This is a genomic window from Moorena sp. SIO1G6, from assembly GCF_010672795.1.
Lineage (GTDB): Bacteria > Cyanobacteriota > Cyanobacteriia > Cyanobacteriales > Coleofasciculaceae > Moorena > Moorena producens.
The window spans coordinates 26,973-40,099 of the sequence record NZ_JAAHFZ010000022.1; the positions used below are offsets into that span (position 1 = coordinate 26,973).

Consider the following 13,127-nt stretch of genomic DNA (forward strand, 5'->3'; position numbering starts at 1 on the left):
TTCTAATAGGCACGGTTTCCCGACGCCCGCAGCTAAAATTCTCGTTTCGGAATTTTAGCAGTAACAGGTGATATCTTCACCACATTCATCCGCCAGATAAGACAGTGCTCGGAAGCGCAGGGCTACCACTTCATCATAGACAGGATTGAGTTTACACAATGGTGGAATCCGAAGTAGAGTGCGATTGAACAGTTTAATCTGCCGTTCAAAAGGACACTGGGCTGGAATTAGTCGGCAGAGACGGTGGGCTAATTTGGGGTTATCAACCTCAATTTGGTTCAGCCACTGCCGTAATGACTCCAGCAGATCAAAAGTCTTCCTGGTCTTGCCGGGTAAGGCAGGAATTGTAACCTTGGAGGAATCTGTTCCTGGGTTAATCCAAACCCGGCTTGTAATGATTAGCTTACTTATTGTATAATCAGATACACTCATGTCTTTTACCTGTGATACTACTAGTAGGCGGTAATCCAGTCGCCTGTAATATAACTACACAAGATATCTTTCTCATACCGGATTGACAGAGGATCATTTTTATGCATATCTTGCCAGAGCAAGATAACACCCCCCCCTCTGCCTGAGGAGAGCCGATATTGGTGGTTATTACAGGCATACCGCCTTTTTTTTGTCCTTACCCTATCACTATTGGAATAGGGTCTCTTCGCCGCTGGAAATCAGCAGCTGATCTTAAAATCGAATTAAATATATATAGTCAATCGACACAAACATGGCTAGGTCAGGAAAAATCCTGGAAAAATCCTATAGATAGCAGTTAGTGTAAACCAGGTAAGCTAATACCCATTTACGCTACTCAATTGCAGCCATTGGTGCGCGATAGTTCCGAGGGACATAAACTGAGCTTTTGGTTTAGTAATCCAGCCTCAGCTCCTTCGCTACAGGGGCATCAGAGTTGATAACTGGCAAGCGCAGCTTTTCCAGTAGCGCGCTTAAAGCATAGTTGACTGTTAAGGGTTAAGGATCAACTGCCAACAAGCTGTGATCAATTCCAATAGATCAGTTTAGTGTGTACCAGCTTATCTGTGAAACTAGCTTATCTGTGTAATTAACTGCATCTACTGATATGCTGCCAAGATCCGTAATGACCAAGCTTGGTCAGTCTTACGGAACTTTGGCAATTTGGCAATAGGGATTGAGTAATCACACTGATTAGAATAACTCATCACACTGATTAGAATAACTCATCAGTGAATCTAATGTCATAAAAAAAAAGACTGACTTCAACATTGAGTTGTTTCCTGAGTGTTGAAGTCAGTCTTTTTGGGAATTAAGAACGAAAATAAGGCAAAAAGGACGCCAAGGGCGAACCTTCACCCTTCTGCTTATGATGCCACCTTGGCAGTAGAGCGCCGACGTCGTGTACCTGTGACCTTAACTGGTGGTTCCTCTGGGGTTTGCAGCAAGAACACCAACAGCGGACGACTTCTGAGTTCCCGGCGAGCTAAACGCTGGAGGTCAGCTTGAATTTGCTTTTGCAAGCCTTCCCAATCAATTTCCGTCGGTTTCCCTGTCAAGGATTTATCAAAATCTGACCAGCGATCGCTTAATGTCCGTTCAATTCTTTTGATCACCAACTGTTGCAGGAGGGATGTTTCTAACGGTGAGACCACACCCCGCAGATGAATTTCTGGCTTGGCAAGGAGTTTGCCATCCCAACTGATTGCTGCAGCTACAGTCACTACTCCATCTCCAGCCAACTGCTGACGTTCTTTCATAACATTGTCATGAACAATACCAGTGCGGTCTACCAGTTCAATACCTGAGGGGACATTACCTGTAATACTAATGCTGTCCTCAGATAACTCCACTACATCCCCATTGTCGGTAATCACAGTATTTTCCACAGGGATACCCATACTATGAGCCATCAAGGCATGTTTAACTAGCATCCGATGTTCACCATGCACCGGCATAAAGAATTTTGGTCGTGTTAGAGCCAACATCAGTTTATGGTCTTCCTGAGCACCGTGACCAGAAACATGAATGCCATGCTTACGACCATACACTACATTGGCTCCCAGCTTCATTAACCGATCAATGGTATTCACCACCGCAATCGTATTACCAGGAATGGGGTTGGCAGAGAAGACAACTGTGTCCCCTGCTTGGATTTGAATTTCCCGGTGTTCCCCTTTAGAAATCCGAGTCATTGCGGCTAGCGGTTCCCCTTGAGAACCCGTTGTCAGAATCAGGATTTTTTCTGGCGCTATATTTTTAATTGCTTTTAACGGCTCAAACAAGTTATCTGGGCATTTAATGTAACCCAGGCTACGAGCGTGGGCAATCACATTCAGCATGGAACGACCCACAATTGCCACCTTCCGGTTTTGTTTTTGGGCGATATCCAGGACTATACTTATCCGGTGAACTGAGGAGGCAAAGGTAGTCACTAGGACTCGTCCTGGTGCTTGGGCAATGGCCCGTTCTAGATTCGGATAAACCGAACGTTCAGATGGAGTATGTCCGGGAACTTCGGCGTTAGTCGAGTCACTCATCAAGCACAAGACCCCTTTTTCCCCATGTTCCGCTAGTGTTTGGAAATCGAAGAATTCTCCATCGACAGGGGTATGGTCAACTTTGAAATCACCTGTATGGATAATCACACCCACTGGCGTATGAATGGCAATGGTAAAGCTATCAGCAATTGAGTGAGTGTTGCGAATAAATTCTACAAGGAATGAAGAACCGATATGTACCGTTTCACGGGGCATTACAGGTTTCAATTCCGTGTGATCAGCTACACCAGCTTCTTCTAGCTTGCCTTGAAGTAATGCCATGGCTAAGCGGGGTCCATAAATCACGGGAATATCAAACTGCTTTAAATGATAGGGAATGCCACCAATATGGTCTTCATGACCGTGAGTGACAATCATGCCCTTGATTTTGTGACGATTTTCCCGTAAATAGGTCATATCGGGGAGGACGATATTAATTCCATGCATCTCATCATTAGGAAAGCCAATCCCAGCATCTAAGAGCAGGATTTCGTCATTGAATTCAAAAACACAAGTGTTCTTGCCAATTTCATGGAGTCCGCCTAGGGGAATAATTTTTAAAGCTGGTTTAGATGTTTGCTTAGTCATTTGAATCCTCGGGGGGTTTTTGATAGTAAAAATTTGATAAAAGTGATACCAATTACCTTTTTAATATAGATATAAATTACACATATAAAGCAATGATGTATAGCTTTTTATGCTAAAATCATTATTAGCAAATAAACGTGAAAATAATAGGAAATAAAATAATATAAAATAAAAAAATAGTAAAAAATTCGGGATAAAGGAAGCCAAAATTCAATCAACCCTTTATAGCTAACTAATCTCCCTCGCAATCCCTAACATAGTCTTCGCTAAGCAGTCATTCATCTTTCCTCCCTTACAAAGCGAAGATAGATCTGATCAAAGGTAATTGTTACCAAAAAATGAGTACTGATTTAAATTAAATCCAGCTCAATTAGAACCTCCTTTAAACGGGATTTTAATTCAGAGGGTAGTTCGCACAGGGGTGAGCGAAAACTACCCACCTGCCAACCTTGAAGTTCTAGTGCTGTTTTGATCGGGATAGGATTGGTAGTACAAAAGAGTACTTTAAATAAGGGAAAAAGCTTGAGGTGAATTTGAGTAGCCTCGGTAGTTTTACCCTCCTCAAAAGCTTGAATCATCTGTTGGATTTGGGAGCCAACCAGATGACTGGCTACACTAACTACACCTGCTCCTCCTAGTGCCAGGGTGGCTAGGGTAAAGGAGTCATCGCCAGAATAGATGGCAAAATCTGGTGGGGTTAAACGCCTAATTTGACTAGTCTGTTCAAAGTCGCTACTAGCCTCTTTGAGAGCTACGATATTAGGAATTTGGGCTAAACGAGCAATCGTCTCCGGTTGGAGATTTTGTCCTGTGCGACCCGGTACATTGTAGAGCATCAGGGGAAAGTCAGGACTCGATTTTGCGATCGCTTGGAAATGTTGGTATAGTCCTGACTGTGGCGGTTTATTGTAATACGGTACAACTTGTAATGATCCATCTAACCCTAGTTTAGCAGCTTTTTCAGTAGCAGCGATCGCTTCTTCTGTAGAATTTGAACCCGTTCCAACAATTACCTTGGCTTTACCTGCAACTGCTTTTTGGACTACTTGGAATAGCTGGTACTCTTCATCCCAGGTAAGGGTAGGAGATTCCCCAGTCGTACCACATACGACCAAAGTATCTGTCCCATTGTCAACCAAATGAGCTGCTAAGTGCTCTGCCACAGCATAATTGACGCTGCTATCTTCCCTAAACGGCGTAATCATCGCCGTTAGCACACGTCCAAAATTGACCACCCTTTTCTAACTCCTCATTAATTATTGGTCATTGGTCATTGGTCATTATTCATTAGTCATTATTCATTAGTCATTGGTGTAGCTTCTGTGCCAGAATACTTTTTGCGAGCGACAAAGGACTTTTGACAAAACCCGACAAAGGACTAAGAACTAGGGACTAAGGACTTTAGCCAATTTTTGGCTACCAATAACTCAGCAATTTGCACTGCATTCAAGGCAGCACCCTTACGAATCTGGTCTCCACTCAACCAAATTTCTAGACCACAAGGGTGAGAAAGGTCTTGTCGAATCCTACCCACTAGTACTTCGTCATTACCGGACGCATCAATAGGCATAGGGAAGTAGTTCGCCTGCCAATCTTCTACTAGTTTTACTCCAGGGGCAGTGGCTAATATTTCTCTTGCCTGAGCCACTGGCATGGGTTGGTCGAATTCTAAGTTAACTGCTTCTGAGTGAGCACGCAGTACGGGAACCCGTACACAGGTAGCACTAATTTTTAACTGTGGAGCATTAAATATTTTGCGGGTTTCATTGACCATCTTCATTTCTTCCTGACAGTACCCCTGCTCATTTAAAGGGGAGTTGTGGGGGAACAAGTTAAATGCCAGGGGATAAGGAAAGCTTTCTGTTGGTGGCGTTCCTCCTTCCAAAATTGCCTGAGTCTGTAATTTTAATTCTTCCATTGCTTTCATTCCAGCACCACTAGCGGATTGATAAGTAGCTACCACTATGCGTTTTACTGGCTGTACCTGATGTAATGGCCATACTGCCATACCCATTAAAATCGTAGTGCAATTGGGATTCGCAATAATTCCTTGATGATTTGCTGCTGCCTCTGGATTGATTTCCGGAATCACTAGAGGCACTTGTGGATCCATCCGAAAGGCACTGGAGTTATCAATGACCACTGCACCACTTTTTACAGCAATAGCCGCCCAAGCTTTCGACGTTGCCCCCCCAGCTGATGCTAAGACCAAATCTACCTTATCAAAAGAGTGCTCTCCCACCGCTTCCACTGGTAACTTTTCTCCCTGAAAGGGGATGACACGACCAGCAGAGCGGGGTGAGGCTAACAGCTTAAGGTCAGCCAGTGGGAAGTTTCGGCTTTGCAAGAGTAACCGTAGTTCTTCACCTACGGCACCCGTTGCGCCTAAGATGGCAACGCGAACTTGACTAGACAAATGACTTTCCTCCACTCATTCAATTCAACATAGTAAATATTTTGATAATTTCATCAGTGCATTCTTTAAGAGTATCTAAATTTTTTTTCCCTTACTAGGTATTTAACCTCTGATAACGGTTCGCTATAGCAGGGTAAGCGCAATAAAAATTGATCCAAAATGTGATATGGCCCAAGGGTTATGACCATAATAAGCCTTGATTCTCAGTACTATTGCACTTTTGTCTCAATATTGTTGATAATAATGCCTCCTTATTGATTCTTGGCCTTACCCTGTTCCCTATCTTCCCTTGGCGTCTTAATAAAATGCCTGGAATTACCACATAAATAATAAACTTATCAATTAGCGCGAGTGTAATCGCTCACACTGCCCTATTTAGCCCGGGCCAGAGTCATCGACTGGCGTGTTAGGTACACTTAAAAAGCTCTGATCGACTAAGAGCTGGCTTAAAGGCTGTAGTAACCACCTATAGATAGTTCTGTCTACTGCCGTAAAGGAACTGGTAGATGTGCTTCACGCTTTACTGGTTGTTAGGATCAGCATACCATAATTGCTTTGGATTCTCCCGTCTAGTTCAATCCGAAGTAGAGGTTGTCCATCTGTATCGATACCAGGGTAAGCGCAAGAAAAAATGGCTCATAATGTGCATTGGCTGGATATCGGTTGAGCGTCGCTCGAAACCCCTATAATCTCGTAGAACTTTACTCGCAATAGAGTTAATTTGTTGAGAATGACGCGGTGTTTTTGTCAATAAGCCACGGCTTATTGATTCTTGCGCTTACCCTGGTATCGATACTCGATAACGGTTAATGTTCACCTCTACTCCTTTGGAGATCGGCGTTTTGACTCAAACCCCTTGAGAAATTCGTGGCTAGCGACTTTGTTGCCAAACCCCCTGATGGCGCGTCGGCTAGGGCAACTAGTGCATGTGGATAAATACCTTGGCTGAAACAATGTAAATCTTTTTGGTGAATTTTGTTGGTCGAAGCAGGCAACACCTAAAGTAATATAGGAGTCCCCAGGTCGAATCTTTGATTCAGCCTGGTTGATTATCCACTGTCCCGACTCATTAAACAATTAACTCTTCACACCCAAGCGTCAATGAAAGTAACTCAGGAAAAACTTCCCGCTAGCCAGGTTGGTCTGAAAATTGAAATTCCGGCTGAAACGACCAAACAAGCCTATGAAAAGGTTTTACAGAACCTTTCCCGCACCGTCAAAATTCCTGGGTTTCGCCAAGGTAAGGTACCCCGTCAGGTTTTGCTACAACGTCTTGGTGCCCAACAGGTAAAAGCTGCTGCCATCGAAGAGTTGCTAGACAGTAGTCTAAAGCAGGCGATTGAGCAAGCCCAAATTGAGGCACTAGGGAACTATAATTTAACCTCTACCTTAGAAGATTTGCTCAGCCAGTTCAAACCAGGGGAACCCCTAACCTTCACCGCATCGGTCGATGTGCCACCATTGGTTAATTTAGGGGAATACAATGGCTTAAGTGTGACAGCTGAGGAAACTAAGGTTGAACCGGATGCCGTCGAGAATTTTCTCGAAGAACGGCGTGTTGAGCAGGCTACCCTAGTACCAGTGGAATCACGCCCAGCTCAGATGGGAGATGTGGTCGTGGTGGATTATGTCGGTCGATTTACTGGTGATAGCGAAGAGGATGAAGGCTCAGTAATACCTAACGGTGAGGCTAAGGATTTTGAAATTGAACTTGGGGAAGGCAAGTTCCTAGAGGACATTCTTCAAGGCATCGTTGGTATGAATCCTGATCAGAATAAAGAAGTACCAGTAACGTTTCCTGAAGATTACCCCCTAGAAGATTTAGCTGGCAAGTCGTCGGTCTTTAGCATCACCCTAAAAGAAATCAAGGAAAAAGAGCTGCCAGAGTTAGATGACGACTTCGCTCAAGAAGTTAGTGATAAAGAAACCTTGGCAGAGTTACGGGAATATTTACAGCAGGAGTTTCAGGAAAAAGCTGATCAAGAAACGCAAGCCAGCAAGGAGGAGGCTTTAATCAACGCTCTCCTGGAAAAGGTTGAAGTTGACTTGCCTGAAACGCTAATTGACCAGGAACTCCAAACAATTTTGACCCAAACAGCGATCCAGATGCAACAGTTGGGAATGGATGTCAAAAGGCTGTTTACCGAAGAGAATCTACCACAGCTGCGAGAAAGATCACGTCCTGATGCCATCCAAAGCCTCCGACAATCCCTAGCCCTTAAGGAAATAGCTACACGTGAATCCCTAACCGTTGAAGAGTCGGAAATAGAAGCGAAAAGTAAAGAATTGATGAAGGAGTTGGCTGGTCAAGAGGTAGATCCGGATCGGCTGAGGGAATTCGTCGAGTCCGATTTGCTCAAACTCAAAGCCATTAAATGGTTAGAAGATCACGGTACTATAGAGCTGGTTCCCAAAGGAACCATCACCGAAGAAGAAGAAACTGAAGCAGAAGACACGGCCGTTACAGTAACCGAACTAGAAACAACCGATGCGGCTTCCCAGACCATTGAAGTACCAGCTGAACCAGTTTCTGAGTAAATCCTAGAGTTGGCCTTGTTGGTGATTTGCCCAGGGGAAGTGGTAGTGAGTGGCTAAGCTGTTGCGGATTTAACTTTCATAATTCTGAGGCTGAAACCCAAGGCTCAGCTTAGATTGCTTAGAATAAACACACCTTAGCTCAACAGCTTAGGCTTGTAGATAAGCCTCAACTCTCTAACCGTAAACTCTTGCACCAACAAGCAAACAGTTAAGGCATAATAGTTTCTATAGAGACTTTGACTTTATGCCTATTCGTGCCCTTGTTAGATAGCACCTTTATTAATAAATCGAGAGGTCTTGACGAGTTGTATCCTATGCTGCAATCTGTGTCCCCTCATTCCTCAATCACCAGCTTAAGTTCTCTAGACCAATACCAAATCACCTCCAGTAGTACTGTTGTACCAATGGTGGTAGAGCAGTCTGGAATGGGAGAACGAGCATTTGACATTTATTCGCGGCTGCTGCGAGAACGCATTGTCTTTTTGGGAACCCAGGTCGATGATGTGGTAGCTGACTCAATTGTTGCCCAGCTGTTATACCTAGAAGCTGAAGACGAGGAAAAGGATATCCAATTGTATATCAACTCCCCAGGTGGCTCGGTAACTGCAGGGATGGCAATATATGATACGATGCAGCAAGTGCGCCCTGATGTGGTTACCATCTGCTATGGCTTAGCTGCTAGTATGGGCGCATTTCTCCTAGCAGGGGGAGCTGCTGGTAAACGGATGGCATTGCCCAATTCTCGGATTATGATTCACCAGCCCCTAGGCGGTGCTCAGGGACAAGCGGTGGATATAGAAATCCAAGCTAGGGAAATTCTATACCACAAGCAAACCCTTAACCAATTACTGGCTAATCACACCGGTCAACCGGTGGAGCAAATTGCCGAAGATACCGAACGCGACTTTTTCATGTCAGCGGCGGAAGCTAAAGACTATGGTTTAATTGACCAGGTGATCTCCCGGCAGAATCTTCCTAACCAGGAAGCAGCTGTCGCTTCTATCTAGAAAGAGGCTTCTTATGTCTAAATACGACTCCCATCTAAAATGTTCCTTCTGCGGTAAGTCTCAAGAGCAAGTACGCAAATTAATTGCTGGCCCCGGAGTCTATATTTGTGATGAGTGTGTTGATTTATGTAATGAAATTTTAGATGAGGAGTTACTTGATTCCGGTGCGCCTGCTCCCCAGCCTGCTCCTCGACCAGAACCTGCCAAGAAACGTCGTCCCCGTGCCAACCGCATTTCCATGAATCAGATTCCCAAACCCAGGGAAATTAAACGGTATCTAGATGACCATGTGATTGGTCAGGAGGAAGCCAAAAAAGTTCTGTCAGTTGCTGTGTACAACCACTACAAGCGCCTAAGCTTGCTCCAATCTAAAGCTCAGGGTCAGGGTCAGGGAATAATCGATGATGGCATAGAGCTACAAAAGTCCAACATTCTTCTAATTGGTCCTACTGGTTGTGGTAAAACATTACTCGCCCAAACCTTAGCCAAAATATTAGATGTGCCTTTTGCTGTGGCAGATGCCACAACCCTGACAGAAGCTGGTTATGTTGGCGAAGATGTAGAAAACATCTTACTGCGACTATTGCAAGTGGCAGATCTGGATGTGGAGGAAGCCCAGCGAGGGATTATCTATATCGATGAAATCGATAAGGTAGCCCGCAAGAGTGAAAATCCCTCCATTACCAGGGATGTTTCTGGGGAAGGAGTCCAGCAAGCATTACTGAAAATGCTAGAAGGAACAATTGCTAATGTCCCGCCTCAAGGTGGACGCAAACATCCTTATCAAGACTGCATTCAGATTGACACCAGCAATATTCTGTTTATTTGCGGTGGTGCGTTTGTTGGTTTGGATAAGGTGGTTGAGCAACGCCTAGGCAAGCGTTCCATGGGATTTATTCAGCCTGGAGAGAATCAGTCGAAGGAAAAGCGCACAGCAGATATTCTGCGACACTTGCAGCCAGATGACTTGGTGAAATTCGGCATGATTCCTGAGTTCATTGGTCGCATACCAATGGTAGCGGTCATTGAACCCCTGGATGAGGAAGCCCTGATGGCAATTTTGACAGAACCCAAGAATGCACTGGTCAAACAGTATATGAAGCTGTTGAAGATGGACAATGTTAACTTGGAGTTTATGCCAGATGCAATTCGAGCGCTGGCCCAGGAAGCTTACCGTCGTAAAACTGGTGCTAGGGCGTTAAGGGGCATTGTGGAAGAATTGATGCTGGAAGTGATGTACGAGTTGCCTTCTCGTAAGGATGTCACTCGCTGTACAATCACTAGGGAAATGGTAGAGAAGCGCTCCACTGCTGAACTATTGGTTCATCCTTCTTCATTGCCAAAGCCAGAATCAGCATAGTAGTAGCATAGTAGTAATTTTTCATTTGTCATTGGTCAAAATAAAATTTATTGCTTGTTAATTGTTGATTGTTAATTGTTTATTATTAATTTTTGATTGTTGATTTTCAATTAACAAAGGACAAAGGTCGAAAAATGCCTTACATTCAAATTCGGGGTGTAGAACACTACTATGAATGGGTAAAGAAGTCAACAGCTTGTGGAAATAAACCTGTGATGGTATTTATCCATGGCTGGTGTGGTTCGTCTCGCTACTGGGAAAGTACCGCTAAAGCTCTATCCAATACCTTTGACTGCCTCCTATATGACCTAAAGGGGTTTGGTAGGTCAAAATTACCCCAACAGGGGACAAACTTGACCTATGAGATGGAGGACTATGCTGAAGATTTAGCGGTGTTGTTAGATACCCTGGGAGTTAGTCGTATCTATATCAATGCCCACTCCCTAGGCGCATCTGCTGCTACCATGTTTCTCAATCGTTATCCTGAGCGGGTTGAGCAGGCAATTTTGAATAATAGCGGTGTTTTTGATTATGACGAGAAATCCTTCACCGCTTTTCACAAAGTTGGTGAGTTAGTAGTAAAGTTCCGCCCCGGTTGGTTGTTAAATATTCCCTTGGCCAGTACACTGTTCATGATGCGATTTTTGCACCATCCCCTACCTAGGGCAGTGAGCCGGGATTTTTTGGCAGATTACCTAATGGCAGATCATGAGGCAGCTTTGGGAACAATGCTGACTGCGGTTAGTAAGTATGCGGCGGAGGTAATGCCTAATAAGTTTGCTCAGTTAAAGGTGCCAACCCTGCTAGTTTCTGGTGAATACGACAAAATTATTCCTTCAGCACTAGGACGTAGAGCATCACAATTAAGTCAAAAAGTCAAGTATGTTGAAATTCCTGATACAGCTCACTTTCCGATGTTGGAGGCTCCAGGGATTTATCTAGAGCAGGTGCGGGAGTTTATTTGTGTTAGCTGAGGCTTGAGTTTATTTGTGTTAGCTGAGGCTTAAAGAAATTACTACTCTTCGGGGGAAATAAGTGGTTATTGCTCAGAAAACTGAACACCAGAGGAATAGCTTAAAAAATCAGGAAACCCCCAAGCTGTAAAAGCTGGGGGCGGTGATCAGGGTGCATCTACTACTTCCTTATTCGAGTAGGTATGACGCTTCTCCGGACAGATTTTGAGAGTGAGTTCGCTTCAAGAAGCGCATCCTCGGCAACTTGTTGAGGGGGACATTGGGAAAGAAGGTAGTATGTATGACGGCAACTAGGTCTTTCCAGATTAGTGTGCACAGGCTACTGATGTTAATTTTTATAAATAGCTCAATAATTTCCTTAACTTACTGAAAAATATATTTAGGAATATACAGCAAGTTGTGAGTAATCTTATCTCTGGTAACCGAGGTAAAACAGAGACATAACTGCTGAAAATGAGCAAGGGAGATGGGCTACTCAAGTTTCTTTGGCTCCATCATCCCCCCCATCTACATCAGGGAGCAATATTACTATGGCACATCTGGTTCAGAATCTAGTTGAAACGGAAGTCGAGCAACACCAAAACAAGAGTGCAGGAGATGACCCTGTCCAGCCTCAACCTCGTAAGTATCGCCAAAGTCAGTTACAAAATATACTCAAAACACTGCAAAACACCTTAGCAATTTGTCAAACTAAGGAAGATTTGGCTGGTCAAGTGGATACTCTCAAACGCATTGGGTTAGTTCATTGCCGTTTGGGAGAGTATGCCTGGGGAATCAAGTGTCTCAAGCAAAGTTTACAAATGGCCAATGATATTGGTTCGCCCAAGAGTTTAGGCGTCATTCTTCATCATCTCGGAATGGCTTATTGCCAGACTAACCAGGATGATAAGGCATTTAAGGTTTATCTAAAAGCATTGAGGATTTTCCAAAAAACTCAAGATCATTCAGAAATTGCTAAAATCCTTAATCACCTAGGGGAAATTCACAATAGCTGGCATCAACCAGTACTGGCTCTGAGATGCTTTCGCCAAGCGATGAAGATTTTTCAAAACTCGGGCAATTCAGTTGAGGGCGAAGGCAGAGCACTGGAAAATATAGGGGAAGCTTATACCCAGCTTGGAAGATACCGTCAAGCTCTAGCTGTCTTGGAGCAAGCCCTAAGCATTCACGAAAAAAAAACATCCTCTCGTTACTCTAGTCGGAAGTTAACTACTCTTGAGAGGATTGGCACAGTTTACTTCCGACTAGGTGAGGAACTACGGGCATTGGATTTCTATCATCAAGCTTTGGAGATTGGTCAGGAACTGAGTAAATCACTTCATCGTAACACCAGAAGCTTGGATTATATCGGAGCGGTTCACTACCACTTGGGAAATTACCCCCATGCCTTAGCGTATCACTTACAAGCCTTAAGACTTTGGCAAGAAATCGCCCATCCTGGGGAGGGGGAGAGCTTGTTCCATGAAAAGGCTGAATTCTCTCAACTCAGGACAGTTTATAACTGTCTGGGTATATCTGAGCAAGGGGTGCAGTGCAGCCAACAAGTACAGAAGATGATTATTAACTGTGGTTACCGAGTTAGTGAAGAAGAGATTAGCCAGTATCTTAGTCACGGTGGAAGGTTAAACCATAACGTAGAATGATTAATGCATGGTAGCCTAAAGACTCGTTACAATTAAAATCTAAACCCCCGATAATTCCCATTTCACGCAAATTAGATAATTATCGATAAAC

The 13,127-nt window shown here is 44.0% G+C and carries 9 protein-coding genes; 5 read left to right on the forward strand and 4 right to left on the reverse strand.

From position 1 onward, the window contains the following. Window positions 1–54: 54 nt before the first annotated feature. The 4 genes from F6K63_RS20745 to F6K63_RS20760 all read right to left on the reverse strand — a co-directional run bounded on the left by F6K63_RS20745 (window position 55) and on the right by F6K63_RS20760 (window position 5,514). Window positions 55–432, reverse strand: a complete 378-nt coding sequence (locus F6K63_RS20745) for a Mo-dependent nitrogenase C-terminal domain-containing protein (protein ID WP_008185771.1) — start codon at window positions 430–432, stop codon at window positions 55–57. Window positions 433–1,337: 905 nt separating this feature from the next. Next, window positions 1,338–3,098 carry a ribonuclease J gene (locus F6K63_RS20750; RefSeq protein WP_008185769.1) on the reverse strand — a complete coding sequence of 587 codons (1,761 nt, stop codon included), beginning with the start codon at window positions 3,096–3,098 and terminating at the stop codon, window positions 1,338–1,340. A 350-nt stretch (window positions 3,099–3,448) separates the two neighbouring features. Beyond that, window positions 3,449–4,333, reverse strand: coding sequence for a 4-hydroxy-tetrahydrodipicolinate synthase (gene dapA, locus F6K63_RS20755; RefSeq protein ID WP_044493598.1), 885 nt, complete (start codon window positions 4,331–4,333; stop codon window positions 3,449–3,451). A 143-nt stretch (window positions 4,334–4,476) separates the two neighbouring features. After that, window positions 4,477–5,514 (reverse strand): aspartate-semialdehyde dehydrogenase, encoded by a 1,038-nt coding sequence (locus tag F6K63_RS20760; protein WP_044493596.1) that lies wholly within the window; start codon window positions 5,512–5,514, stop codon window positions 4,477–4,479. A 1,101-nt stretch (window positions 5,515–6,615) separates the two neighbouring features. Here F6K63_RS20760 and tig point away from each other — a divergent pair. From tig to F6K63_RS20785, 5 genes are all read left to right on the forward strand, one after another. After that, on the forward strand, window positions 6,616–8,052 hold the full coding sequence (gene tig, locus F6K63_RS20765) for a trigger factor (RefSeq protein ID WP_287313036.1): 1,437 nt from the start codon (window positions 6,616–6,618) through the stop codon (window positions 8,050–8,052). Between the two features lie 314 nt (window positions 8,053–8,366). Further along, complete coding sequence (gene clpP, locus F6K63_RS20770; protein WP_008185759.1) at window positions 8,367–9,059, forward strand: ATP-dependent Clp endopeptidase proteolytic subunit ClpP; 693 nt, start codon at window positions 8,367–8,369, stop codon at window positions 9,057–9,059. 13 nt (window positions 9,060–9,072) lie between these two features. Further along, window positions 9,073–10,419, forward strand: a complete 1,347-nt coding sequence (gene clpX, locus F6K63_RS20775; protein WP_008185758.1) for an ATP-dependent protease ATP-binding subunit ClpX — start codon at window positions 9,073–9,075, stop codon at window positions 10,417–10,419. Window positions 10,420–10,553: 134 nt separating this feature from the next. After that, entirely contained in the window at window positions 10,554–11,393 is an 840-nt protein-coding gene (locus F6K63_RS20780; RefSeq protein WP_044493593.1) for an alpha/beta fold hydrolase, read from the forward strand. Window positions 11,394–11,923: 530 nt separating this feature from the next. After that, window positions 11,924–13,036, forward strand: a complete 1,113-nt coding sequence (locus F6K63_RS20785) for a tetratricopeptide repeat protein (RefSeq protein ID WP_287313037.1) — start codon at window positions 11,924–11,926, stop codon at window positions 13,034–13,036. Window positions 13,037–13,127: the final 91 nt, after the last annotated feature.

What these genes read in the sequence shown, in the direction of transcription:
- F6K63_RS20750 (WP_008185769.1), bottom strand. Translation starts at nt 3,098, where the DNA reads ATGACTAAGCAAACATCTAAACCAGCTTTAAAAATTATTCCCCTAGGC.
- F6K63_RS20785 (WP_287313037.1), top strand. Translation starts at nt 11,924, where the DNA reads ATGGCACATCTGGTTCAGAATCTAGTTGAAACGGAAGTCGAGCAACAC.
- tig (WP_287313036.1), top strand. Translation starts at nt 6,616, where the DNA reads ATGAAAGTAACTCAGGAAAAACTTCCCGCTAGCCAGGTTGGTCTGAAA.
- F6K63_RS20780 (WP_044493593.1), top strand. Translation starts at nt 10,554, where the DNA reads ATGCCTTACATTCAAATTCGGGGTGTAGAACACTACTATGAATGGGTA.
- clpP (WP_008185759.1), top strand. Translation starts at nt 8,367, where the DNA reads ATGCTGCAATCTGTGTCCCCTCATTCCTCAATCACCAGCTTAAGTTCT.
- F6K63_RS20745 (WP_008185771.1), bottom strand. Translation starts at nt 432, where the DNA reads ATGAGTGTATCTGATTATACAATAAGTAAGCTAATCATTACAAGCCGG.
- clpX (WP_008185758.1), top strand. Translation starts at nt 9,073, where the DNA reads ATGTCTAAATACGACTCCCATCTAAAATGTTCCTTCTGCGGTAAGTCT.